At 64.4% G+C, this 23,292-nt stretch carries 22 protein-coding genes, 1 tRNA gene and 1 other RNA gene; 12 read left to right on the top strand and 12 right to left on the bottom strand.

What is annotated here, in order from left to right:
- Positions 1 to 32: 32 nt before the first annotated feature.
- Entirely contained in the window at positions 33 to 1,541 is a 1,509-nt protein-coding gene (locus ACX80A_RS05920) for a helix-turn-helix domain-containing protein (protein WP_459258748.1), read from the bottom strand.
- Between the two features lie 146 nt (positions 1,542 to 1,687).
- Between ACX80A_RS05920 and aceA the strand changes: the two genes are divergently transcribed.
- The 3 genes from aceA to ACX80A_RS05905 all read left to right on the top strand — a co-directional run bounded on the left by aceA (position 1,688) and on the right by ACX80A_RS05905 (position 5,510).
- Entirely contained in the window at positions 1,688 to 3,028 is a 1,341-nt protein-coding gene (gene aceA / locus ACX80A_RS05915; protein WP_459258747.1) for an isocitrate lyase, read from the top strand.
- A gap of 43 nt (positions 3,029 to 3,071) precedes the next feature.
- Entirely contained in the window at positions 3,072 to 4,691 is a 1,620-nt protein-coding gene (gene aceB / locus ACX80A_RS05910) for a malate synthase A (protein ID WP_459258746.1), read from the top strand.
- A gap of 105 nt (positions 4,692 to 4,796) precedes the next feature.
- Complete coding sequence (locus ACX80A_RS05905; protein WP_459258745.1) at positions 4,797 to 5,510, top strand: DsbA family oxidoreductase; 714 nt, start codon at positions 4,797 to 4,799, stop codon at positions 5,508 to 5,510.
- Here the strand turns inward: ACX80A_RS05905 and ACX80A_RS05900 are convergent.
- The 5 genes from ACX80A_RS05900 to ACX80A_RS05880 form a co-directional block, all read right to left on the bottom strand.
- A complete protein-coding gene (locus tag ACX80A_RS05900) occupies positions 5,507 to 6,214 on the bottom strand; it encodes a LytR C-terminal domain-containing protein (protein WP_459258744.1) in 708 nt (235 codons plus the stop codon). The two genes, ACX80A_RS05905 and ACX80A_RS05900, sit on opposite strands and share 4 nt — an antisense overlap.
- The gene (locus tag ACX80A_RS05895) at positions 6,207 to 6,506 is read right to left on the bottom strand and encodes a type II toxin-antitoxin system VapB family antitoxin (RefSeq protein WP_459258743.1); all 300 of its coding nucleotides are present in this window, start codon (positions 6,504 to 6,506) and stop codon (positions 6,207 to 6,209) included. Before ACX80A_RS05895 ends, ACX80A_RS05900 begins: the two co-directional genes overlap by 8 nt.
- An 87-nt stretch (positions 6,507 to 6,593) precedes the next feature.
- Positions 6,594 to 7,991 (bottom strand): multicopper oxidase domain-containing protein, encoded by a 1,398-nt coding sequence (locus tag ACX80A_RS05890; protein WP_459258742.1) that lies wholly within the window; start codon positions 7,989 to 7,991, stop codon positions 6,594 to 6,596.
- Positions 7,988 to 9,430 (bottom strand): multicopper oxidase domain-containing protein, encoded by a 1,443-nt coding sequence (locus ACX80A_RS05885; protein WP_459258741.1) that lies wholly within the window; start codon positions 9,428 to 9,430, stop codon positions 7,988 to 7,990. The genes ACX80A_RS05890 and ACX80A_RS05885 overlap by 4 nt, the downstream gene beginning before the upstream one ends.
- Positions 9,423 to 10,100 carry a hypothetical protein gene (locus tag ACX80A_RS05880; protein WP_459258740.1) on the bottom strand — a complete coding sequence of 226 codons (678 nt, stop codon included), beginning with the start codon at positions 10,098 to 10,100 and terminating at the stop codon, positions 9,423 to 9,425. Before ACX80A_RS05880 ends, ACX80A_RS05885 begins: the two co-directional genes overlap by 8 nt.
- Before the next feature lie 109 nt (positions 10,101 to 10,209).
- Between ACX80A_RS05880 and ACX80A_RS05875 the strand changes: the two genes are divergently transcribed.
- On the top strand, positions 10,210 to 11,100 hold the full coding sequence (locus ACX80A_RS05875; RefSeq protein ID WP_459258739.1) for a hypothetical protein: 891 nt from the start codon (positions 10,210 to 10,212) through the stop codon (positions 11,098 to 11,100).
- Here the strand turns inward: ACX80A_RS05875 and ACX80A_RS05870 are convergent.
- Complete coding sequence (locus tag ACX80A_RS05870; RefSeq protein ID WP_459258738.1) at positions 11,097 to 11,597, bottom strand: glutathione peroxidase; 501 nt, start codon at positions 11,595 to 11,597, stop codon at positions 11,097 to 11,099. The two genes, ACX80A_RS05875 and ACX80A_RS05870, sit on opposite strands and share 4 nt — an antisense overlap.
- Before the next feature lie 75 nt (positions 11,598 to 11,672).
- On the opposite strand from ACX80A_RS05870, the gene ACX80A_RS05865 reads away from it, so the two are divergent.
- Positions 11,673 to 12,608, top strand: a complete 936-nt coding sequence (locus ACX80A_RS05865; protein ID WP_459258737.1) for an oxygenase MpaB family protein — start codon at positions 11,673 to 11,675, stop codon at positions 12,606 to 12,608.
- Positions 12,609 to 12,764: 156 nt separating this feature from the next.
- On the opposite strand, the gene ACX80A_RS05860 is transcribed toward ACX80A_RS05865, so the two are convergent.
- Positions 12,765 to 12,849, bottom strand: a tRNA-Ser gene (locus ACX80A_RS05860).
- Positions 12,850 to 13,040: 191 nt separating this feature from the next.
- Between ACX80A_RS05860 and ffs the strand changes: the two genes are divergently transcribed.
- The 4 genes from ffs to recR all read left to right on the top strand — a co-directional run bounded on the left by ffs (position 13,041) and on the right by recR (position 17,387).
- Positions 13,041 to 13,136, top strand: an RNA gene (ffs, locus tag ACX80A_RS05855) — signal recognition particle sRNA small type.
- Between the two features lie 24 nt (positions 13,137 to 13,160).
- Positions 13,161 to 14,054: a tRNA glutamyl-Q(34) synthetase GluQRS gene (gluQRS, locus tag ACX80A_RS05850; RefSeq protein ID WP_459258736.1), complete on the top strand. Its 894-nt coding sequence runs from the start codon at positions 13,161 to 13,163 to the stop codon at positions 14,052 to 14,054.
- 44 nt (positions 14,055 to 14,098) lie between these two features.
- A complete protein-coding gene (locus tag ACX80A_RS05845; RefSeq protein ID WP_459258735.1) occupies positions 14,099 to 16,750 on the top strand; it encodes a DNA polymerase III subunit gamma and tau in 2,652 nt (883 codons plus the stop codon).
- A 40-nt stretch (positions 16,751 to 16,790) separates the two neighbouring features.
- Positions 16,791 to 17,387, top strand: coding sequence for a recombination mediator RecR (recR, locus tag ACX80A_RS05840; protein ID WP_459258734.1), 597 nt, complete (start codon positions 16,791 to 16,793; stop codon positions 17,385 to 17,387).
- Between the two features lie 17 nt (positions 17,388 to 17,404).
- On the opposite strand, the gene ACX80A_RS05835 is transcribed toward recR, so the two are convergent.
- A complete protein-coding gene (locus tag ACX80A_RS05835; RefSeq protein WP_459258733.1) occupies positions 17,405 to 18,541 on the bottom strand; it encodes an ABC transporter permease in 1,137 nt (378 codons plus the stop codon).
- The gene (locus ACX80A_RS05830; protein WP_459258732.1) at positions 18,538 to 19,470 is read right to left on the bottom strand and encodes an ABC transporter ATP-binding protein; all 933 of its coding nucleotides are present in this window, start codon (positions 19,468 to 19,470) and stop codon (positions 18,538 to 18,540) included. Before ACX80A_RS05830 ends, ACX80A_RS05835 begins: the two co-directional genes overlap by 4 nt.
- A 163-nt stretch (positions 19,471 to 19,633) precedes the next feature.
- Between ACX80A_RS05830 and ACX80A_RS05825 the strand changes: the two genes are divergently transcribed.
- Positions 19,634 to 20,926 (top strand): aspartate kinase, encoded by a 1,293-nt coding sequence (locus ACX80A_RS05825; protein ID WP_459258731.1) that lies wholly within the window; start codon positions 19,634 to 19,636, stop codon positions 20,924 to 20,926.
- Here ACX80A_RS05825 and ACX80A_RS05820 read toward each other — a convergent pair.
- The gene (locus ACX80A_RS05820) at positions 20,923 to 21,204 is read right to left on the bottom strand and encodes a hypothetical protein (protein WP_459258730.1); all 282 of its coding nucleotides are present in this window, start codon (positions 21,202 to 21,204) and stop codon (positions 20,923 to 20,925) included. The two genes, ACX80A_RS05825 and ACX80A_RS05820, sit on opposite strands and share 4 nt — an antisense overlap.
- Before the next feature lie 84 nt (positions 21,205 to 21,288).
- The gene (locus ACX80A_RS05815; RefSeq protein ID WP_459258729.1) at positions 21,289 to 21,495 is read right to left on the bottom strand and encodes a hypothetical protein; all 207 of its coding nucleotides are present in this window, start codon (positions 21,493 to 21,495) and stop codon (positions 21,289 to 21,291) included.
- Positions 21,496 to 21,606: 111 nt separating this feature from the next.
- Here ACX80A_RS05815 and ACX80A_RS05810 point away from each other — a divergent pair, with 111 nt between their 5' ends.
- Together ACX80A_RS05810 and ACX80A_RS05805 are read left to right on the top strand one after the other, a co-directional pair.
- A complete protein-coding gene (locus ACX80A_RS05810; protein ID WP_459258728.1) occupies positions 21,607 to 22,581 on the top strand; it encodes a 3-methyladenine DNA glycosylase in 975 nt (324 codons plus the stop codon).
- 92 nt (positions 22,582 to 22,673) lie between these two features.
- Positions 22,674 to 23,207: a subtilase-type protease inhibitor gene (locus tag ACX80A_RS05805; RefSeq protein WP_459258727.1), complete on the top strand. Its 534-nt coding sequence runs from the start codon at positions 22,674 to 22,676 to the stop codon at positions 23,205 to 23,207.
- The last annotated feature ends 85 nt before the right edge of the window (positions 23,208 to 23,292 follow it).

Genomic DNA, 23,292 nt, shown 5'->3' with positions numbered 1-23,292 from the left:
TCTCCTGATCGGTGTTTGCGCGTGGTGGTAGGTCAGCCCGAGTGGGCCTCAAGGAAGCTGTACACCTCGGTCTCGTCCACCCCGGGGAACGCGCCCGGCGGCATCGCGGCCAGCAGATGGGAGTGGGCCCGGGCGCTCGGCCAGGCGTGGCCGGCCCAGTTTTCAGCCAACGACGACGGCGGGCGCCTGCAGCAGGCCTCGTCCGGGCAGAAGGACTTCTCCCGCATGGCGGTGTCCCTGCCCCTGAACCATTTCACGTGCGCGTACGGCACACCGATGCTCAACGAGAACTCGCCGTTCGCTGAGCGCTCGGTCCTGGCCGTGCACCAGTAGGTACCGCTGGGAGTATCCGTGTACTGGTTGTAGGCACGGAACTTGTCGGCCACCTCAAACACCACCCGCGAGGTCCATCGTTTGCAGGAGGGCTGGCCCTCAATGGCGCCGGTGTGATCCTGGGGGAACGTGACGCCGTCGTTCTCGTAGGCCTTGTAGATGATCCCGCTTTCGTGAGTCTTCTGAAAGTGGGTGGGGATGCCCAGGTGCTCGGTCGCTAGGTTGGTGAACCGGTGCGCCGCAGTCTCATAAGATACGGCGAACGCATCACGGATGTCCTCGACGGCGATCTCCTTGGCCGCCTTGGACCGCTGCAGGAACTCCACGGCCGGTTTCTCCGGCAGCAACAATGCGGCGGCGAAATAGTTGGTGGCTACACGCTGCCGGAGGAATTCCCGATAGTTTTCGGGTGTCTGGTGATCCAGCACATAATGCCCGAGCGCCTGCAGCAGCACCGAGCGCGGATCGTGGTCGGTGCGCTGTGACTGGGTCAGGTAGATCCTGCGGTTCTTCAGATCGGTGACTGAGCGGGTGGAATGCGGGAGGTCGCCCACATGATGCAGGGTGAACCCCAGATGTGCTGCGATGTCAGCGATCAGGTGCTGCGACATGGGTCCCGTAGTGTGACCCACCGATTCGAGGACCTTCTGCGCTTCGGCCTCAAGCTCGGGGAAATAGTTGTTCTGCCGTCGCATCTCCCCGCGCAACTCGGCGTTAGCCCGTCGGGCTTCCTCTGGGGTGGCGACCTGCTCGTTCAGCCGCCGCTCCAGCTCGCCCTGAAGACCTACCAGTGATTCGAGGACCTCCATCGGTAGCCGGGCGGAAATGCGCACCTTCGGCAGGCCGAGGGACCCATACAACGGGCCGCGCTGTGCCCGCTCCAACTCGATCTCCAGGGCCGCCCTCCTGCTAGGCGGCTCCGCGCCCAGCAGCTGGTCGATGCCCACACCGAGGGCCGATGCGAGACCCTGCAGCATCCCCAGTTTGGGTTCCCGTTTGCCGTTCTCGATCAGCGACAGCTGCGACGCAACGGTGCCGACGACGGCGCCCAGGTCGTCGAGCGTCATCCCCTTCGCTTTCCGGAGATGGCGGATCCGTCGGCCCAGGCTAATCGCGTCGAGGTCTCCCGGCCCTCCGGCGCCTACCTCGACAGACCCAGTGGATTCCGGGCGATTCCAGGTGGTCGGCCTGATTGGCATGTTAGTCATTTATTGAGGTTACGCGAAGAAGTGCATTTCTTGCCAGTGTTTTTACCTAGGCAAGGGGTTGAAATGAGAGAAAGGTTGATATTACGAAGCCGGCGAGCACTTTACGAACTTCGAACTACGGCTCAGGGAATTCAAAGGAGAACGCAATGACACAGGACCAGACCACCCCACCTGCACGCACCGCATCGACCGGCCAGGACGCCGAGGGATCGGCAGCGCGGGAGCTGGAACTCGAATGGTCGGCCAACCCCCGCTGGGAGAACGTCGAGCGGGACTACTCGGCGGCCGACGTCGTCCGCCTCCGCGGCCGGGTCCAGGAGGAGCACACCCTGGCCAAGCGGGGCGCCGAGAAGCTCTGGACCCAGTTGACCGATCAGGCCCGGACAGGCGAGTACACCCACTCGCTTGGCGCATTGACCGGCAATCAGGCAGTCCAGCAGGTCAAGGCCGGATTGAAGGCCATCTACCTCTCCGGCTGGCAGGTCGCCGCGGACGCCAACAATTCGGGGCACACGTATCCAGACCAGTCCCTTTACCCCGCCAACTCGGTCCCGACGGTGGTGCGGCGCATCAATAACGCGCTGCTGCGTGCTGACCAAATCGACTTCGCCGAGGGTGTCCAGACGGTTGAGGACTACCTGGTGCCCATCATCGCCGACGCCGAGGCTGGTTTCGGAGGCCCGCTCAACGCCTACGAGTTGATGAAGTCGATGATCCAGGCTGGCGCCGCGGGCGTTCACTGGGAGGACCAGCTCGCTTCGGAGAAAAAGTGCGGCCACCTCGGCGGCAAGGTGCTCATCCCCACGCAGCAGCATGTCCGCACCCTCAACGCCGCCCGGCTCGCGGCCGACGTCGCGGGCGCACCATCCGTGGTCATAGCGCGGACCGACGCTGAGGCGGCAACGCTGATCACGTCGGACGTCGACGAACGGGACCAACCGTTCATCACCGGCGAGCGCACCCCCGAAGGCTTTTACACGGTGCGCAACGGGCTCGACGCCTGCATTGCGCGGGGTCGGGCTTACGCACCATACGCGGACCTGCTGTGGATGGAGACTGGAACGCCCGACCTCGACCTGGCGCGGAAGTTCGCGGAAGGCATCAAGTCGGAGCACCCGGACCAGATGCTGGCGTACAACTGCTCGCCGTCATTCAACTGGAAAAAGCACCTCGATGACGCCACGATCGCCAAGTTCCAGCGTGAGCTCGGCGCCATGGGCTTCACTTTCCAGTTCATCACCCTGGCCGGATTCCACGCCCTCAACTATTCAATGTTCGACCTCGCCGAAAGCTACGCCCGCGACGGCATGAGCGCCTACGTCGAGTTGCAGGAACGTGAATTCGCCGCCGAATCCCGCGGCTACACCGCCACCAAGCACCAGCGCGAGGTGGGAACGGGCTACTTCGACCAGGTTGCCACCGCCCTCAACCCCACGGGCAGCACTCTCGCCCTGGCCGGGTCCACCGAGGCCCAGCAGTTCCACTAACCCCGCACCACCCCCGGCACCCACTTTTTCCAGGAGGCACACCATGAACAATCTGATCACCCTCAACGGCGTTACCCTGACGGCGCCGGCCGTGCGTCGCCAGGACGAAATACTCACCCCCGAGGCGCTCGAGTTTCTGCGGCGATTGCATCAGTCGACAGCCAGCCGCCGGCAGGAACTTCTGCAGTTGCGGCAGCAGTCCCGCGCCAAGATCTCCAACGGCACGGACCCGCGTTTCCTCCCTGAGACCCAGCACATCAGGGACGACCCCGGCTGGCGGGTTGCGCCCATCGCTCCCGGCCTGGAGGACCGCCGGGTGGAGATCACCGGGCCGGTGGACCGAAAGATGACCATCAACGCCCTTAACTCGGGCGCCAGGGTGTGGCTCGCTGACATGGAGGACTCTTCCACCCCGAGTTGGTCCAACGTCATTAATGGGCAGCTGAACCTGCGCGACGCTTTGGCGGATCGGATCGACTTCACCTCGTCGGAGGGTAAGGACTACCACCTGGGCACGGACCGTCCCACCATCGTGGTGCGACCCCGCGGCTGGCACCTGCCCGAGAAGCACCTGCTGATCAACAACACGCCGATTGCTGGTGGGCTGGTGGACTTCGGGCTGTATTTCTTCCACAACGCCCGCACCCTGATCGGGCAGGGCCGTGGCCCCTACTTTTACCTGCCGAAGATCGAGAATCACCTCGAAGCGCGGCTGTGGAATGACATCTTCGTTCAGGCCCAGCAGCTCCTCGGCCTCCCGCAGGGCACCATCCGCGCCACGGTCCTGATCGAAACCATCACCGCGGCCTTCGAGATGGAGGAAATTCTCTATGAGTTGCGCGAACACGCCGCGGGTCTGAACGCTGGCCGGTGGGACTACATCTTTTCGGTGATTAAGAACTTCAGAACCCGCGGACCCCGTTTCGTCCTTCCCGACCGGTCGATGGTCACTATGACCGCCCCGTTCATGCGCTCCTACACGGAGCAGCTGGTGCGAATTTGCCATCGCCGGGGAGCCCACGCGATCGGTGGGATGGCCGCCAACATCCCCAACCGTCGCGACGAGGCAGCTAACGCCGTCGCGCTGGAAAAGGTGAGGGCCGACAAGACGCGCGAAGCCAACGACGGCTTCGACGGCTCTTGGGTAGCTCACCCGGACCTGGTGCCGGTGGCCATGCAAGTGTTCGACTCGGTGCTCGGCACCGAGCCGAATCAGCTGGCCAAGCTGCGCGACGACGTCGTCCCCGACGACAAGGCGCTGCTGAACATCGCTGGCACTCCCGGGGTCATCACCGAGGGTGGCATCCGCGGCAATCTGGAGGTGGGGGTGAGGTACATCGAGTCCTGGCTGCGTGGCAATGGGGCTGCAGCGATCAACTCGCTGATGGAGGACGCGGCCACCGCCGAGATTTCCCGGTCGCAGATCTGGCAGTGGGTCTATTCGGGAGCTGTCACCGACGACGGCGAGGTGATCACCCACGGCTGGGTGGCCGAACTGCTGGAGGAAGAGTTCGAGGGGCTGGAGCGCTTCGACGGCGACCGGTTCGACGACGCCCGCGCGATCTTCGAGGAAGTAGCCCTCGGTGAGGAGTTCCCCACGTTCCTCACCGTCCCCGCCTACGCCCGCTACCTGCACGAAAGCAGGGAGCTCGCCGCGGTCTAGCCAACCCCCGAGACGTCGGCCGAGGGGCGCGCCCAGTTTAGGCGAGGGCGCGCCCCACCTGGGTGGCCGGGAATACGCCGAAGCCACCCCCGCGTTGTGCGAAGTATGAAGATTGAAATTTGGTCAGACGTCAAGTGCCCGTGGTGTTTCGTCGGTAAGCGCCGGTTCGAGAAGGCCTTGGCAGCGTTCGCCCATCGGGACCAGGTCACGGTGACCTGGAAGAGCTTCCAGCTCGATCCGGATCTACCAGATCACTACGACGGCACCGAGCAGCAATATCTTGCTGAGCGTAAGGGCATCCCGGAGGACCAGGTCCGTCAGATGTGGGACAGCCTCGCCGCCTCGGCCGCTGGCGAGGGCCTGGTTTTCCGGTTCGAGGACGTCGTGGTGGGCAACAGCTTCACCGCCCACCGCTTTCTGCACCTGGCCAAATCCCAAGGCCTCGGCGACGTGGCGAAGGAGGCTATCCTCTCAGCTCACTTTGAGCAGGGCAAAGACACCGCCGACACCGACTTCCTCGTGAGCCTGGGTGCTGGCATCGGTCTCGCGGAGCAGGACGTACGTGGGACCCTCAGCACCGACCGATTCGCGGACGACGTCAGGCAGGACATCGCCGAAGCCCGCGCCCTCGGCATCAGCGGAGTCCCATTCTTCGTTATCGACCGGAAGTACGGCATCTCTGGGGCCCAACCCACGGACCTTTTCGCTGAGGCACTGGACACCGCGTGGGAGGAAGCTAACCCGCTCACCCTTGTGACCCCTGCAGGATCGGCTATCGGGGCCGACGGTGAAGTGTGCGGCCCGGACGGTTGCAACTAGGGCGTCGCAGGAGTCGATTCCGGGGCCCCGGACGTCGACTCCGCCTCGGCGGACGCCGTCGTCTGATCCGCGCAAACCAGTCCGGCAGGGGTTTCGTCCAGGTCTTCCTCAGCGATGAGAGCCTCGAACCCTGAACCGACAACGACGTCGACAGATGCGTCGGTGCGCTCGTCCTCAACGAAGACTGTCCCGGGAATCTGCCGCTGCACGGTGAAGGCATTCGCGTAGCCGGCAGGCCCCGACACGACGATGGCGGTCATGCCGACCCGGTTCACCGTGCGGTTGCCGATCTCACCCAGCACAAATGCCCGCTCCGCCAGGCGCTCGCCGACGGTTCCTGCCAACCCGTCAATGGTCGTGCTGTTGTACAGGTTGACGGTGACAGCTGAGGGCGACTGCACCTCGAATGGGCCCGCCGGGCAGGTGTACGTCGGCTCCGGGTCCGGTTCCAGCGCCGCGATGCGGATGTCCCCTCGGTTGATCCCGATGGCAACGAACACGGCCGCTATGAGCAGCGCAACTAACACCACCAGCACCACGCCGTGACGGAGCCGGCGCATGTAAACGTGGGGGCGCTCCACCTCACCCGTGTCAGCGAATACGTTGTCCAGGTCGTTCTCAGTGACGATCCGGTGGCCGTGCCACTCGATGGGATTCTTTTTAGACTTCTTGGTTTCGTGCCGATGCGGGGACTGGTCAGTCATCGATCACCAGCACGCGCGCGTGCAGAATAGTCCGCTGATGCAGGGCCGTCCGGACGGCCCGGTGAAGTCCGTCCTCCAGGTACAGCGTCTCGTTCCACTGAACCACATGTGGGAACAGGTCGCCGAAAAAAGTGGAGTCCTCTGCGAGCAGAGCCTCCAGGTCCAGGGTGGTCTTCGTGGTCACCAATTCGTCCAGGCGTACCTGACGGGGTGCGACGCCGGCCCAATCCTTGGGGGTCACATGACCATGTTCAGGGTAGGGACGTCCGGCGCTTACGGCTTTGAAGATCACCAATACAGACTAGAGAACATCAACGGTCAATGGAACACGAACCGCGCCCAACAGAACTAAGTGGCCTAAAGGTTACGTTCCGGTGACTCAGCTCGCAATAATCGGGACGGTCCGTACAGCAAGTATTTCGCCAGTGATCCAATCCTCCCATTCGACCCTCAACTCGTACCGGCCGGCCGCCGGTGGTAGCAACATCACGTCGTAGCGCTCGGCGGCACCAAAGCCGAGCACGTTAGTCAGCAAGGGATAGCCTGCCGCGGCGCAGGTAGGAGACGGCACACCCGGGACTGAGGTGTCCCTGAAGGGCCGCCCGTCGTGGGCGATGACCTCGGCGATCCGGGCGGGGTTCCCTGCCGCGTCGGTGAAGTACATCCGATTGGGCAGGTAGTTGGCGTTGACAATCCGCAGCAGGGTGGGCTTGCGCGCGCCGGGCACCACATTGGCCGGGATGGACGAAAGACTCCAGACGCTGTCGTCAGTGTCACCCCGGTTGGCGAGGTTGCCCCCGAGCAGGTAGAAATGTTTGGGCTCAAACCGGTTAAGGCCCGCATCCTCGCCAGACAGCCCTGCAGCATGGTTCATTTCATGCCAGCGCGGGTCCAGCGAATACGGAATCAGGATGCATTCCGTCGCAATGTCGTACTCGGGCCCGTCCACAAAGGGTCTCCGGGCTCCTGGGGTGACAGGGTAGCTAGGATGAACCACAGGGTCCACCACCAAAGCACCGAACATCCCCATCTGGGCGTGCAGGACGGTGTTGACGTGACAGTGATAGAAGTAGGTCCCCGCGGCCCCGTAGTTGGGGTCGCCGGGCCTGCCCGGTTCGGCCTGCCACTGGTACGTGTAGGTGCCTCCAATCTCGAAAGAGGTGTGCCCCACTCCGTCGTTGCGAGGATCCGGCTCCATGCCGTGCCAGTGAATGGTGTGAGCTCCCTTGGCCGGGGTGAACGTCGCATGGAAAATCTCGCCTTCCGTGGGTCTCAGCGTCGGCCCCGGCAGGCTCCGCCCGGAATCCTCTGATTCAAAGCTCCAGACCTCGAATTTATTACCGTCATCGAATAGCAGGTCCCGCGAGAAAAAATCCAGCACCACCGACCGTTGCGGGGTCTGCAGAAATTCCGTGACAGGGTTCTCAAGGTCCAACTGTTCTGAGCTGAAGTCCACCTGGCTGCGGAAGCGGTGACTCGGGGGACCCTCGTCATCAGGAACGGGTAAAGGTACAAATGTGGCGGTTGGCGGCGGAACCGGGGTTGTTGTCACAGATGGCGTCGGAGCGGCACTGCCGGCTGGCTTTGATGTGGGCGTCTTCGTCGGTTTAGGGGTCTTGCGCTCAGCTTCCTTGCGTTTCCTCTCCTCAGCCTCGCGAGCCTTCTTCTCAACCTCAGCCCTTTTCGACGCCGCGTCCTGCGCTTTCTTCGCAGCTTCCTTGCGCGTGGACCAGGGAAGTCGGCGCGCCGCTCCTGCAGGTATCTCGACGTTGCTCACAAAGCCGCTCCTGTGATCGGTGCTTTCAGGGTCCAGTGTGCGACCAGCCCGCCAGGATACAATCCCCCGGCAGCTGTCTGCGATGGCTCAGCGTGACAGTGCATTGGGTACTCCCAGTCTGTGGTCCGCGCGGCCCACACAGCGTTGACGGCATCCGGCGGACGCTTGATCGGGAGGATGCAGTCCTTGCGGTCCATGGGTTCCAGTTCAACCACGTCCTCCCACTGTTGGACCACAATGTGACCATCGGCGTCCACGAAGCCGTCACTGCGAGGCCAGTTGTCGTTGTTGCGTCCCACGGTCCATAGGTGGTTGCCGTGGAAGTGCATCTGGTGGAACACAATGCCCGGGTTGACCATGCGCACCAGCTGCCCTCCGCGCAGCGTCCCCAGCTCGGTGCCCTCACCAAACTGCCGGACGTCCAGCTGCCGCGGGTAGCCCGAGATCAGCGTCTCTTCCTCGGTTGCCAAATTCAATGCGTCGTTGGTGGTGATGCCAAGGGATTCGAAGCCACTGCGCCCGTTGAGCAGGAAGTACCGCGGCACCGCCTTCGTACTGCGTGGGTCAACGGTCCTTCCAGAGGCCTCAATCCCGGCCCAGACCGGGTCAACATCGTGGCAAATCCAGAGCCACTGGCGTTCGAATGACGCCATGTCTTCCCCGATGGCCCAGCGATGCTCCGGATCGATCACCAGCAGCACCCCAAACAGGCCCAGCACCCGCTGAACCGGCGCGTTGGTCGGGTCTGCGTAGATATACGTCCCGGGGGCTGGGGCAACGAGTTCCAGTAATCCGCTTTCTCCGGGTCGAATTGCCCCGGTGCCCACGTCGCTGCCGCCTGGACCGGCCCCGTGCAGGGTGAATTGGTGCTGTTTGGACAGCCGATTGTGAACCCGGATCCGGATCCTGCTCCCCACTTCGGCGATGATGGTCCGCTGGGGGTAATAGCTCGCCCAGTAATTTCTTCGGATAAAGTACTGCCCGGGATTGGCGGGGTCCGGCCCTAAGGGCTGGGGCGTTCCATGCGGGGGAAGTGGGGCACCAAGGGGGTAGCTCCGACTCTCCACCAGTTGCCCGTCCGCTGTGTACACCTTGGGGGCAATGGTAAGGCTCGGGCGGAAATCGTCGACATCGGTCGGTCGGTCCCCGAATCCACGGTGGTAAACCAACGAATTGTCGACCATTTTGAGGTAACCCTCATTGATGTAGAGATCCAGCACACCGGGGATTGGGCTGACGGCGAGGGGCCGCGCCGTCACCACTCTACTAACCCGTGCGGCCTGGGGCTGGGCGTGAAGCAGGGCTACCGCGCCCACACCGGCGGCTGCCCCGTACCGGAGGAAGTCCCAACGACCCAGCTGGCCGCCCGTGGCCCTCGGATCGGTGGGTTCTCCAACGTTCTCGTAGCCAGTTTTTGCGGTTCCCTGGCTATCAGTCATGATTCACCGCCAGCGCGCCCAGCCGGTTGAGCACCGGCGGCAACTCAAGGACCAGGGGGGCGCTGCCGCCCCACGGGTCGGTGAACTCGGCGGAGAGTCGCGTCTCATCGGAGGGCACCAGGAAGTTGATCCATCGGGAGGTTGTCGATTTGGCCGGGAGCGGGCCGGTGATCGCTTCTGCGTCCCGGTTCGTCACGGTAGGTCCGTCCGCCCCGATCCGCAGGCGCAACTGGCCCGGGGCGAAGAGGACGGACTGGTCGGAGTCGTTGCGGACCTCCAGTCGAAGGGCAAGGTGTTCCCCCCAGGTGCTGTTCGCCGGTTGGGCTGTGCCACCGAGCGTGCTGCCGAGCGCACTGTGACCGCCATGGGCGGTGCCTGGCAAATTCTGTGCGTCGGCGCCATCTGGACCGTTCGCTGACAGGAACCTCAACTGCCGCTCGGCCTCGGTCAGCCGGACGCTGCCAAAGGAAGTCTTCGTTCCCGGCGGGCCACCAGAAGTGCCAGTTGCCAGCAGGCCGCCCATTGCCGCTGCGCCAGTCACCGTGACACCGATCAGTACGCCAAAGACCCGGCGCGTCAGGCCGATCCGGTCGCCATCTGTGGCGCTCACGTCGACGACTTCGTCCGCCTCTACAGCGGGTTGCTCAACTTCCTCCAATAGTGTGATCATCGGTCCATCCGGTCAGTATGTGTGAGTATTTTTGAAGGATGCGTGTCTGAAAACACGCGTGTCATCATTTTGCTTTCGACACCTTGTAGAAACCATGGAGAATTGACCTATGCCCGATACAGATGCACACCTGCGCACCGGACTTCTGCTGGACGTCGACGGGCCGATCGCGAGTCCCGTGACCCGGACCGTGCGCCCGGGAATCATCGCCGATCTAATCACCCTCGCCGCCGCGGGGTGGCCGGTCATCTTCAACACCGGACGGTCCGATTCGTTTATCCGCAGCGAGGTGATGGAACCGATGCTCGCGGCCGGGATTCCGGAGGGCGTGGTGTTCCACGCCATTTGCGAGAAGGGCGGGGTCTGGTTCAGCTTTGACCGCTCAGGAGCCGGCGAACTGCACGTCGATCAGTCGCTCGCGCTGCCGAAGGAGTTCGGGGCAAAGATCCGCGACCTTGTGGGAAAGAAATACTCGGCCCACATGTTTTTCGACGAGACCAAGTATGCGATGGTCTCGGCGGAACAGCACATAGACGTGGACAACACCGACTACCTGGCGGAGCAGGCCGGATTCGACGCGGATGCGCTGGCCCTGATGCGTTCCTTCGGGATGGGAGTGTGCCGGTTGGCCCACCATGCCCCGGACAGCGACGACAACATTGACTTCAGGATCGATCCGACCATCATCTCCACCGATATCGAGTCGGTCCGCCTGGGCAAGGACCTCGGCGCCGAGCGGGCCCTGGCCCTGCTCCACACCATTCCGTCCCGGTGGCGGACCGTCGGGGATTCACGCACCGACTACGCGATGGCCGATTATCTCCACGAACACGGGTATGACGTCGCCCATGTCGACGTCCGGCCCGCCGACGGCGTTCCCGCGACCCCCTACCCAGTGCTCACCGAGGACCACCTGACCAACGACGACGCCGGTGCCGCCTTCCTCGCGGGCTGCGTGCGGTCCCTCCGGGAGGCCGGTCACGAGCCACCAGCCAGCTAGGCCGCTTTGCCGAGCGCGTCCTCGATGGCCGCGACAACCTCTTCCGACTCAGGGTCAACGGTCGGGGCGAAGCGCGCCACCACCGAGCCCCGATCGTTGATCAGGAACTTCTCGAAATTCCACTTCACCAGTCCGGGTAGGATCCCGTTCTTGAACTTGGTCAGCTCCGAGTACAAAGGGTGCTGGTTCTTGCCGCGCACGTCAGCCTTTTTGGTCAGCGGGAAGGTGACGTCGTAGGTGGTGGAGCAGAAGGACTGAATGTCCTCGTCGGTGCCGGGCTCCTGGCTCATGAACTGGTTGCAGGGCACCCCGACCACCACAAACCCCTGATCGCGATACTTCTGATACAGGTTCTCCAGCCCACCATACTGTGGGGTGTACCCGCACTTCGACGCGACATTCACCACCATCACCGTCTGGCCTTTGAATTCCCCGAACGACTTCTCGGTGCCGTCATTCATGGTCAAAGGAATGGAATGCAGATTCTTTGGTGACATGGTTACTCCCGGTAGGCGACTGCTTAGCATTCGTACGGTAGCAGTCCGCGGATGGGCCTGCGCAATAATGAGAGCGTGGCCTCCCTTATCAGCACCTGGCGAACACAGCTCCGCAAAACCTTCACCGGCAACGCGGAGGCCCCTCCATCCTGGGCTGAGAAGCTCGACGAGGGCGACGATGTCGGCTACTTCCCGCCGTCGTCAGCGGCCTGGGCAGTTCACGGCTCCATGACTCCCCTGGTCGGCGGCATCCGCGCGCTACTCCTACAGGCCCTGCACCCGGGGGCGATGGCGGGCGTCCACGACTTTTCCCGCTACCGCGAAGACCCCCTCGGGCGCCTTGCCGGCACCATCCAGTGGATCTTCACCGTCACCTATGGGTCTGCCGCGGCGGCCAGGGGCGGCTCCGCCTGGGTGCAGCGGCTGCACCGGCGGGTCTCGGGGACCTACACCGACAGCAGGGGCGCCACTCAGCCCTATTCCGCGGCGTCCCCGGATCTGCTGCGCTGGGTGCATCTGGCTTTCACCGACGCGTTCCTCGCCTCACACCTTGCCTACGGGCCGAAAATTCCCGGTGGCGCTGACAGCTACGTGGCTGAATGGGCCCAGGCGGGGCGACTGATGGGGGTCACCGATCCGCCGGAGTCCACCGTGGAGCTGGCCGCCCAGCTGGCCGCGTTCGACGGCGAACTCGTCTGCGGCCCGCAGGTCACCGAAGCCCTCCGGTACATCAAACGTCCGCCACTACCGGCGTCACAGCGGCTGGGATACCAGGTCCTGTTTGCCGGGGCGGTAGCCACTCTCGAGCCGCGCCACCGGGAACTACTCGGGCTCCGCGTGCCATCCCTCGGACCGATCCCGCTGCCTGTTCGTACAGCAACCCGGCTAGTGATGCTTATCGTCCGGATGGGTCTTGGACCTGAGGGGCCCAGCGAGGCTGCCGCACTCCGTCGGCTGGCACGGCTGCGCGGCACCGACGCCGAGGCCAACCCGCCACGGCGTGGGAGGTAGCATCCGGGCAAGCTGCAGGGCTGCTCGCTAAGACCGGGCTTTTACTGCGCATGAACGCTCATGCGCAGTAAAGCTGGCCAATGGATGGGCATCTGTGCCGGCTTGGCCCAAAGGAAAAGCACCCCCAGCCGAGGCTGAGGGTGCTTTTTTCTAGTGCGGAGGATGGGGGATTTGAACCCCCGAGGGCGTTAACCCAACACGCGTTCCAGGCGTGCGCCATAGGCCGCTAGGCGAATCCTCCTAGTTTGGAGCAGATACCAGACTACCCAACGGAGAACGATCTAACGAATCGCCGTCGGGTGACCCCGCCCCACACCACCAGAAAGAACCGTTACCCGACGCGCCGCCGACCGGTCCTAGGCCGGCATTTGAGCCCTCGGCCCGGCCGATAGCCCAGTTCGAAGCTGACCGCCGGATTCCTGTAGACTCTTTTCCGGCCCCTCATGTGGTGTCACCCTGTGAACTCCCCCAGGACCGGAAGGTAGCAAGGGTAAGCGGGCTCTGGCAGGTGCATGGGGGGTCTTCTCATTCCCTGACGCTTCAGGAGCACCGATGAACAGCCCCGGCGCCGGACGCTTCGCACCCAGCCCCTCCGGGGAGCTGCACCTGGGAAATCTTCGCACCGCTATGCTCGCCTGGCTGTTCGCGCGCAGCACCGCACGGACGTTCCTCCTGCGGATCGAGGACCTGGATCGCGTCCGTGCTGGAGCCGAGGATGCGCAGCTCGCCGAGCTGGCCGCCGTCGGGATTGACTGGGATGGGAGGCCGGTTCGCCAAAGCGAGCGCCTTCCCCGGTACCAGGACGCAATCGAATCCCTGCGACATGCTGGCCTGCTGTACGAGTGCTTCTGCACCCGTCGGGACATCGCCGAGGCAGCAACCGCGCCGCACGGCCTGCCCGGCTCCTACCCGGGCACCTGCCGTGCCCTCACGCCGTCGGCCCGCACCAGGCGACCTGACCGTCCGCCGGCGCTTCGATTACGGTCGCGGGTCATCTCGTGGACGGTTCCCGATCAATTGCACGGCGAGTACACGGGATCGGTGGATGACTTCGTCATTGTCCGCAGCGACGGTGTGCCCGCCTACAACCTGGCCGTGGTGGTCGACGATGACGCCCAGGGGGTGGACCAGGTGGTCCGCGGCGATGACCTTCTCAGCTCCGCGCCACGGCAGGCTTACCTCGCCACGCTGCTGGGGATCACGCCGCCTCAGTACGCGCATGTTCCCCTGGCTCTGAACCCGGAGGGTCGGCGGCTCGCCAAACGGGACGGCGCCGTCACCCTGGAATCCCTCGCCGAAAAAGGGTGGAGCAGTGGCCGGGTAAGGGATCTGATCCTTCGTTCGGCAGGACTCCCGGCGGGTACGCTGGCAGAAGCGCTGGAGGCGTTTCACCCCGCAGAAGTGCCGCGCGAAGCCTGGCTGGTCGACCCCGAGGACCTGTCCTGATGCCACCACTGCAATACGTCACCACCAACCGATAGGGTTCTTCTGTGAGCACAGCCCTTTACCGCCGATACCGTCCCGAAGCTTTCGCGGATGTCATTGGCCAGGAGCACGTCACTGAGCCCCTCATGGCTGCCATCGAGAAGGGTAGGGTCAACCACGCCTACCTGTTCTCCGGGCCCCGCGGCTGCGGCAAGACCACGTCCGCACGCATCCTGGCGCGCTGCCTTAACTGTGCCCAGGGCCCCACCCCGGTCCCCTGCGGTGCTTGCGACAGTTGCGTGGAGCTGGCCCGCGGTGGCTCCGGAAGTCTCGACGTGATTGAGATCGATGCCGCAAGCCATGGCGGTGTCGACGACGCCCGGGACCTGAGGGAACGCGCCACTTTCGCGCCCGTCCGCGACCGGTACAAGATCTTCATCATTGATGAGGCCCACATGGTCACGTCGGCGGGCTTCAACGCGCTGCTGAAGATCGTTGAAGAGCCGCCCGAGCACATCAAATTCATCTTCGCCACGACCGAACCTGACAAGGTGATCGGCACCATCCGGTCCCGCACCCACCATTACCCGTTCCGGCTGGTTCCGCCCGAGCCGCTGCTGGCGTACCTTGATCTCCTCTGCCAGCAGGAGGGCATCCCGGTGGCGCCCGGGGTGCTGTCCCTCGTGATCCGGGCCGGCGGCGGCTCGGTACGCGATTCCCTCTCGGTCCTCGACCAGCTCATGGCAGGGGCCGGTCCGGAGGGTCTCGACTACGAACTGGCCGTGTCCCTCCTCGGGTACACGCACGCCTCGCTGCTCGACGACGTCGTCGACGCTTTCGCAGCAGGCGACGCCGGCACGGTGTTCAGCGCCGTCGACCGCGTGATCCAGACGGGCCATGACCCACGCAGGTTCGTTGAGGATCTCCTTGAGCGGTTCCGCGACCTCATCATTGTCAACGCCGTCCCGGACAGCGCCGCAGCGATCCTTCGCGGTACCCCGGATGACCAGCTGAATCGCATGCGCACCCAGGCGAACCAGCTGGGACGCGGCGAGCTCTCCCGTGCGGCCGACATCACCAATACGGCCCTGACGGAAATGACCGGCGCCACCTCCCCCCGCCTTCACCTTGAGCTCTTGTGTGCGCGCATCTTGTTGCCTGCCGCCGACGAGACCGAGCGGGGAACCCTGGCACGCGTCGACAGGATTGAACGTCGGCTGCAGTATGCCGGCCCCGCAGCCGTCGCCGACCAGCCCGCCGGACCGGGCGCCAACGCGCAGGAACCCACTCCTACCTCCAGCGCACCAGGCAGCCCCCGGGTAACGCCGCCTACCGCGACCCCCGCACCGGAAAAGATCGCGCCCAGTGATTCGACGTGGCCAGAGGAGCCAGCCCCTGCCGAGAAGTCGCCGACCGCACCGGTTCCAGCTTCATCGGATCCGGGCGCTTCGGCACCCGAGGCCTCCGCGCCGACCACTACGGGTCCTGACGCACCGGAATCTGCGCAGCGAGAGGCAACAGCGGCTCCTGGCTCGTCTGGCGCGCCGCAAGTGGAGATGATCCGCCGTGCGTGGCCCGAGATCATGGACGAACTGGCCCGGATCAAGCGGACCACCTGGCTCAACGTCAACCCCGACGCCAAGCCGCGGACCATGAACGGAAACCAGCTGGTGCTCGCCTTCGCAACGCAGGGGAACGCCATCGCCTTCCAACGCGGCACCCATATGGATAATGTGAAACAGGCGATCCACAAGATCCTCGCCTTGAACGTCACTATTGAAGTACTTCATGATGGAGCAGCGCCAGCGGGTGAGCCAAACCCAAAAGTACCCACTAGTCGGCAGGCGCCGACGGAGCCCCCCAGCAGCTCGATGCCCGAGTCGCGCCAGCCAAGCCAATCGCTTCCGCCGGCGACGCCCATCTCACCACCGCCGGCATCACCGGCTAGCTCGCCCCAACCAGAACCGTCAGCAGGCACCCCAGCAACCGCTGAATCACCCTCGGAGCCGGACAGTCCTGAATCTCCCGCCCCGACACCCCCTCCCCCGGCGGCTCCGAAGTCAGCCACTGCCGGTGCGTCGCCCGCGCGATGGAATACCGGGTCCGTCGCCCCCGCGACCGGGGCCACCTCTGGAGTTCCGAACACCGAACGCCCCCGTCCGGGCCGGCCCTCCGCCGCCGAACCTGATGACTCGTGGGCTTCGATTGAGCCGCCCTCCGATGAATATGATCTGGGACCCGAAAGCAACGCCTGGCAGACAGCCGAACCAGCCAGCGCTGAGCCGGAGCACTCATCGCCTGTTCGCCGTCCAGCGACACCGAAGATCGCGACGCCGGAACAGGCCACTGTGTTAGTGCGGGAACCAACGCCTGAACGCCCACCCGCCCCCGAGCCGGCGAGTGCACCCCGGCAGGCACAGCCACAGCAGCAGGCCGCCGCCCCGCCACAACACTCAGTGGCTCCCGCGATGGAGGTTGCCCCGCCCCCAGCGAAACCGCTTAGCCGGTATCAGCGCCTGCTCGACGAGGCAGAGCGCAAGCGGCTGGAGGAGGAAGCGGCCAATCCGCGTATCGGCGCCGTAGACTTGACCTACGTTGAGGACGAGCCAAGCGCCGATGATGAAACCATCGAGGAGTCAGGGCTGGTTGGACGCTCAGCCATCGAACGCATCCTCAACGGCAAGCTGATTGAGGAACGCGGCGTCGACAGCCCGTAGGGTTCCGCCCCAAAGGATTTAACAACCAGAAGAAGGTCCAGTGTACGAAGGCGCAGTCCAGGAGCTCATTGACGAACTGGGCCGCCTTCCGGGGGTCGGGCCCAAGTCGGCCCAGCGGCTTGCCTTCTACATTCTCGAGGGCGACGGCGAGGACATCAAGCGCCTCGTGAACGCCATTGTCACGGTCAAGGAACGGGTCAAATTCTGCTCGGTCTGCGGCAATGTCGCCGAACAGGATACCTGCGGGATCTGCCGTGATCCGCGCCGTGATCCAACAGCGATCTGCGTGGTGGAAGAGTCAAAGGACGTGATCGCGGTGGAGCGCACCCGATCCTTCAGGGGCCGCTACCACGTGCTCGGCGGCGCCATCAATCCCATCGCGGGTGTCGGCCCCGATCAGCTCCGGATCCGGGAACTTCTGAGCAGGCTCTCCGACGATCAAATCGAAGAGGTCATTATCGCCACCGATCCGAACCTCGAGGGAGAAGCGACCGCCACCTACCTGGCGCGGATGCTGAAGACCATCGGGGTCAAAGTGACCCGTCTGGCCTCCGGCCTACCGGTGGGCGGCGACCTTGAATACGCCGACGAAGTGACCCTTGGCCGCGCCTTCGAGGGGCGCCGGACCGTCTCCTGACCCAGCACCTTCGCCGGTCAGGCGATCCGCGTCCCCTGCGCGAGCCGCCGGGCGGGAGTGGCAAGCTTCCGGCGTCCAAGCCATAGCAGGCCTCCCGCCAGCGCCGACTGCAGCACCAAACCCAGTGGCCAGATCGGGAATCCGCCTTCGGGGAGGTCCCGGCCAAAACCTTGTGCTTCCTCGCAGGTCGTCTCATAGTCGGGGCCAGCCTGCAGGAAACGAACCCCATCGCTGATGCCCTCCATCACGCCGGGCTGGACGTATCCGTCGGAGGTCATCGGCGAAGACACCTGCCCAAAATCACCACCGCGAGAGTACGGCACCGAGTCGGCCACGATGACGAAGGGGTTGGCTGCCAACAGCCAGGCCGTCCGTTCGGTGTGGTGCACGGTCTGAATCTCGGTGCGGGTGATGCATTCCATCTCCACCGACGGTGGAATCTCTGCCGAGAAATCGGTGCCAGGTGGATAGTCCATGTAGGAGTAGGACACCTCCACGTTGTCTTCCTCGACCAGTGCGTAGCTCAGCCCGAACGTGATCAGCGTGCCGATGCCCAGCAGTGCCACCACCATGTAGGTGGTCACGATGGAGAACAGAGGGCGGTTCGCCAGAGCCGAGATACCGATGCCGATCGCCGACACAATGCCCAACTCAATGCTGAGCATCAGTAACGAGACAAACGCCTCTGCCGGGTTCACCCCACCCAGCGCGAGCGCCCAGAAGATGAACGGTGTGCTGACCAGCAGGAAGGCCAGCGACGCCACCCACGAGGCAAGCCACTTGCCCCACAGAATCTGCCCGGGAGTAAGCAAGGTGATCTGCAGGATGGCGAGGGTACCGGCGGCACGGTCCCCATTGACCGCATTTGCCGAGAGTCCCGGCGCGACCAGCAGCCCAAAGAACAAGACGAAGCCCACCACCAGGTCAAAGAGGATGGCTCCCGTCCCGAAGGTCGACGCCGTCGTCAGGGACGCCAGCAGAAATACCAGACCGATGACGAAGAACCAGACAACCAGCATGATGTACCAGGCCCGTGCCCGCAGCCGTTGCCGCATTTCCAGGCCGAACACCGCTTTTACTCCACCCCAATACGTCAGGGCGAGGTCGGAGGACGCTCCGGTGGAGCCCGGCTGCTCAGTGATTGAGATACTCATTGTCTGTCCGTATCGAGGCTCATGTAGGTTTCTTCGAGGGCACCGCCGGCTGGCGCGAAGGCAGTGATGGCGACGTCGGCGAGGACCAGGGTGCGCAGGAGCCATGCCGCCTGGTCAGTGCTGCTGACCAGTACCTGATACTCGGTGCGGCGCGAATCCCCCCGCACCTCAAACTCGACGCCGTGACTGGCCAGCGCGTCGGCCAGCGGCTGCAAGGGATCAGCCTGGATGTAGTAGCGGCGGATCTGGGTGCCAGCCTCGTCGAGCGTCTGATTCTTGACCGACTCGCCCCGGTTGATGAACACCGCCCGGTCGGCGATCTCGTCGAGTTCGGAGAGCACATGGCTTGACACCACAATGGTCTTTCCCTGATCCGCGAGGGACCGCAGTGTGGTGCGAAGGTCCACCCGGGACCCAGGGTCGAGCCCAGACGCCGGCTCATCCAGGAGGAGCACCGCAGGATCGTGGATCAGCGCGCGGGCCAGGCTTAACCGCTGTTGCTGCCCGCGCGACAGCACCCGTGCGGGTTTGTCTGCGAACTCCTCAAGCCGGACGGCCGCCAGTAACTCTGCTGCGCGGTCACGGCGTCGGTCGACCGGCATCCCGTAGAGCGAACCCATCGTGGTGAGGATCTCGGTTGCGGTGAGTGTTTCCCAGACCCCCAGGGTGTCGGGCATCCATCCGACCCTGCGCCGCACTGCGGCGGCATCCTGCATTGGGTCCGCGCCGCCCACGGTGAGCGTCCCGCTGTCGGGCGCTAGCAGCGAGGCCAGGATCAGTAGCAAAGTCGTTTTACCCGAGCCGTTGGGCCCGATCAGCGCTGTCACCTCCCCGGGCGGCGCCGCAAAGTCGATGTGCCTGATGGCTGCGACGGAACCGAAATTCCGCGCAATCCCCCTGGCAACGATTCCCCCATACTCGTTGTTCATAGTTGAACATTATGCGACTTACGTCACATTGAGGGGATGCTGGGCGGAACAATCGGACGCACAATTGGTTGACGCAAATCCCGCAGGGCTAAACTTGGACCGTCAACCGCGGCGCCAACGATGTCGCACGGCATCACCCACATATCCGTCAGCGAGCGTGCGCATGAGCTTGATCGTCCAAAAGTTTGGTGGCTCCTCAGTTGGGGACGCTGCTGGCATCAAGCGTGTCGCGCAGCGGATCGTCGAGACCCAGCGTGCTGGCCACCAGGTAGTGGTCGTCGTATCGGCGATGGGCGACAGCACCGACGAGCTCCTCGACCTGGCCGCACAGGTGTCCAACGACGTCGTCGCCAACCCCCGCGAAATGGACATGCTCCTGAGCGCGGGCGAACGTATTTCCATGGCTCTGCTGGCGATGGGCATTCAGGGGCTCGGCGCGTCTGCGCAGTCATTCACCGGCAGTCAGGCCGGCATGATCACCGACGCCATCCATGGCCGCGCCCGCATCATTTCCGTGTCACCGCACCGGATCCGAACCGCTATTGACCGCGGCGACGTTGCCATTGTCGCGGGCTTTCAGGGAATGAGCCGTGAGAGCAACGACATCACGACGCTTGGCCGTGGCGGGTCGGATACGACGGCGGTGGCGTTGGCTGCAGCGCTCAGCGCGGATGTCTGCGAAATCTATACCGACGTCGACGGCATCTACAGCGCTGACCCGCGAGTGGTGCCGAGTGCCCGGAAGATCGACCAGATTTCCAGCGAGGAAATGCTGGAAATGGCAGCGTCAGGCGCGAAAATCCTGCACCTGCGCAGCGTCGAGTACGCACGTCGGTTCGGGGTCCGCCTGCACGTACGCTCCTCGTTCAGCGAGCGGGAAGGAACCTGGGTGCTGCCCAGCCCCGACGACCAGATCAAGATTCAAGAGGGAGATCCCATGGAACAACCCATCATCTCGGGCGTCGCCCATGACCGTTCGGAAGCGAAGGTCACCGTGGTGGGTGTCCCCGACATTCCCGGCAAGGCCGCGGAGATTTTCGGCATTGTTGCTGGAGCGCATTCCAACATCGACATGATCGTGCAGAACGTGTCGACGCACGGGTCCGGGCGCACCGACATTTCCTTCACGCTACCGATCGTTGAGGGTTCTGAAGCGTTGGCCGCCCTGAAAGCTGCCCAGAACCGGGTGGGGTACGAAAGCGTCGACTACAACGAGAAGATCGGCAAGCTGTCACTGATCGGCGCGGGAATGCGCTCGAATCCCGGAGTGTCCTTCCGGTTCTTCAAGGCTCTGTCCGACGCCGGGGTGAACATCGACATGATTTCAACGTCGGAAATCCGCATCTCGGTGGTAACCGATGCCGACCTGCTGGACCGTGCGGTCCGAGCCGTCCACGCGGCGTTTGACCTCGACGGCGAAACGGTGGCCACCGTGCACGCTGGCACCGGGCGCTAATCCTCAGTGTGAAGGACCTTCTTGCCTGACCAGTCGTCGTATTTCATTGGTGGCTCGGGCGCTCGTGCTGGCGGGTGCTCTTTCCGCACCGCGTAGTGGTGCCCCGTCGAGTCCTGCTCCACCTCAAATCCGGCAAGGTCGACCTCCGACGCCTGCTCAAATTCGTCATGCCGGTGGATAACGGGGAGGCTGGAATCGCTGCGTTCCGCCGGGCCCATAAAGACTTTGGCCGGGTTTTTTAACCACCTGCGTGACGATGCTCCGGGGTGATCTTTCATTCGAACCGCCTTCTTTCCGCGCGAGACGCCTGCCGACAATTTTACCGCCAACGGACGGAAAAGGCGCCGCCGAAAGCCGGTCAGCTAGCTTTTGGGCACAATGTAGGTGCTGCCGTCCGGGCGCTTCACCGTTTCCCACTGCGACGCCTCGGCTTCACGGTCTTTCAGCAGCGCCTGGTTCTCCTGGGTCATGGGGTGATCCAGTGAACTGCTCTGGGCCGGCCCGAACACTGCGCGAGCCCGCCCCGTCGCCTTCATGAACCGTTGCACAAAACTGGTCTTACCTGCCATGGTGTTCCTTCCGCGCTGCTGGTCGATCAACGCCTTCCTGCTCCCATTATCCTCTCTGGGCGACCGGTCCCACGCTTCGACCGGACGTAGGCACGGTGAGACACTAAAGGGGTGAGCAGCTTATCGACCAGTGCGACGACGTCGGCCCGGCCGGACACCCTGACAGTGCTGCGACGGGAACAGTGGCTCGACGCTGCGGCATCACACCGGGCACGGGTGGAACCCTTCGCGCGCCCATATCTGGAACGGCGATCGGCCGGGTTGAAGCACCCGGTTGAGGACTTCCTGTTCACCTACTACACCCAGAAACCGGGCCAGCTGTCGCGCTGGCACCCGGGAGCCGGCGTCGTACTCACCGGCCCGGAAGCCGCCGAACGGACCGACTGGAAGCACTACCGGACGCTTACTGGAGCCGAGCGTACGGAACTGGCCCTGGAGAAGGACGTAGCCGCCGTCACCGCCGACGTTGACGCGTTCCGCCGCGACCGTGCGGAGGCGCTGCATTTCGCGGCGATCATTGTCCGCCGCACGCAGGCCCGGCGGGCGCAGCTGGGTTGTTTCGGTCTGCACGAGTGGGCGATGGCGTACCGGTCGCAGGTCAATGGGGTGCGCCACGAGTACCTCGAACTCCGGCTCGGGGCTGAGGGAACCGACCAGCTGGTCGAAGACAGCAAGATCAGTTGCACCCACTTCGACGCCTTCCGGTTTTACACCCCGCAGGCGGTTCCGCTGAACGCGCTGCAACCCACCCGGGTGACGCAGCGTGACCTTGAACAACCCGGGTGCCTGCATGCCAACATGGACCTGTACAAATGGGCGTACAAGCTCACCCCCCTGCTCCCCAGCGCCCTGGTGATGGACTGCTTTGAACTGGCCTGGCGGATCCGGGCAATGGACATGCGGGCTTCACCCTACGACCTCGACGCGTGGGGCTATGGCCCGATCCGCGTCGAAACACCCAGGGGCCGCTCCGAGTATGCCCGTCTGCAGCGCGGCTTCTCCGACGAGTCCCAGCACCTTCGGCAACGATTGGGCACCGCTTTGGCGAACGTGGAACTGACCGGGAATGGGTCAGCGTTGAGCTAGTAAAGGTCCCTCAGGGCCACCGGGCCAAAGGGGCCACCGAACGCAGAGCCACCGGGCCACAAGAGCTCGTCGGCAGGAGAAGGAGAGATTCCATGATCCGCGAAGACCTCTCCCGCCAGCCGTCGACGCCGCTGGGCGTCCTGGCCGGTGCTGGCATGCTCCTGGCGCTGCTCACCGGCTGCGGTGCCGGCGGAGGCACACCGCCGGGGTCAGCACCCGGCGACCCGACCACGCAGGCGCCGAGAACAGATCCCGAGCCGTCGGCAAGCGTCGGCCCCGCCGCTGACTCTCACCTCACCATTATCGTGACCGCCGACGACGACGCCGAACCGGTCACCTATGAGCTGGGGTGCACCGCCGGTGCGCCCGTTGGGGAATCCGAGTTACCGGACCCCGCCGCGGCCTGCGAGGTGCTCACCTCGCACGGTGACCTGATCATGGCCGCGCCGGAACCCGGCGCCATGTGCACCCAGCAATACGGCGGTCCGGAGACCGCCGTCGTGAAAGGCACTGTTGCCGGAGAACAGGTCAAGGCAAGCTTCTCCCGGGAGAACGGCTGCGAGATTGCCCGGTGGACCATGTTTGCGCCGCTGCTCGGGGGCCCCGGCGGCGCGGGCGCCCTGTAGCCTGGTGTCCCGCCGAACGCCCTCCCCCGCCGCCCGAAATAACGGGCTGCAGTGATCCCCGGTAGACTGGCCAGGCAAGCTCGCG

The organism is Arthrobacter sp. TMN-50 (genome assembly GCF_054511125.1).
The sequence above is the reverse complement of the archived record's forward strand: the minus strand, read 5'-3'. Positions and strand labels throughout refer to the sequence as shown.

Coding starts and splice junctions, on each gene's coding strand:
- ACX80A_RS05835 (WP_459258733.1), bottom strand. CDS start 18,541: ATGAGTATCTCAATCACTGAGCAGCCGGGCTCCACCGGAGCGTCCTCC.
- ACX80A_RS05920 (WP_459258748.1), bottom strand. CDS start 1,541: ATGACTAACATGCCAATCAGGCCGACCACCTGGAATCGCCCGGAATCC.
- ACX80A_RS05885 (WP_459258741.1), bottom strand. CDS start 9,430: ATGACTGATAGCCAGGGAACCGCAAAAACTGGCTACGAGAACGTTGGA.
- gluQRS (WP_459258736.1), top strand. CDS start 13,161: ATGAACAGCCCCGGCGCCGGACGCTTCGCACCCAGCCCCTCCGGGGAG.
- ACX80A_RS05820 (WP_459258730.1), bottom strand. CDS start 21,204: ATGAAAGATCACCCCGGAGCATCGTCACGCAGGTGGTTAAAAAACCCG.
- ACX80A_RS05815 (WP_459258729.1), bottom strand. CDS start 21,495: ATGGCAGGTAAGACCAGTTTTGTGCAACGGTTCATGAAGGCGACGGGG.
- ACX80A_RS05805 (WP_459258727.1), top strand. CDS start 22,674: ATGATCCGCGAAGACCTCTCCCGCCAGCCGTCGACGCCGCTGGGCGTC.
- ACX80A_RS05870 (WP_459258738.1), bottom strand. CDS start 11,597: ATGTCACCAAAGAATCTGCATTCCATTCCTTTGACCATGAATGACGGC.
- ACX80A_RS05875 (WP_459258739.1), top strand. CDS start 10,210: ATGCCCGATACAGATGCACACCTGCGCACCGGACTTCTGCTGGACGTC.
- aceB (WP_459258746.1), top strand. CDS start 3,072: ATGAACAATCTGATCACCCTCAACGGCGTTACCCTGACGGCGCCGGCC.
- ACX80A_RS05825 (WP_459258731.1), top strand. CDS start 19,634: ATGAGCTTGATCGTCCAAAAGTTTGGTGGCTCCTCAGTTGGGGACGCT.
- ACX80A_RS05830 (WP_459258732.1), bottom strand. CDS start 19,470: ATGAACAACGAGTATGGGGGAATCGTTGCCAGGGGGATTGCGCGGAAT.
- ACX80A_RS05880 (WP_459258740.1), bottom strand. CDS start 10,100: ATGATCACACTATTGGAGGAAGTTGAGCAACCCGCTGTAGAGGCGGAC.
- ACX80A_RS05900 (WP_459258744.1), bottom strand. CDS start 6,214: ATGACTGACCAGTCCCCGCATCGGCACGAAACCAAGAAGTCTAAAAAG.
- aceA (WP_459258747.1), top strand. CDS start 1,688: ATGACACAGGACCAGACCACCCCACCTGCACGCACCGCATCGACCGGC.
- ACX80A_RS05905 (WP_459258745.1), top strand. CDS start 4,797: ATGAAGATTGAAATTTGGTCAGACGTCAAGTGCCCGTGGTGTTTCGTC.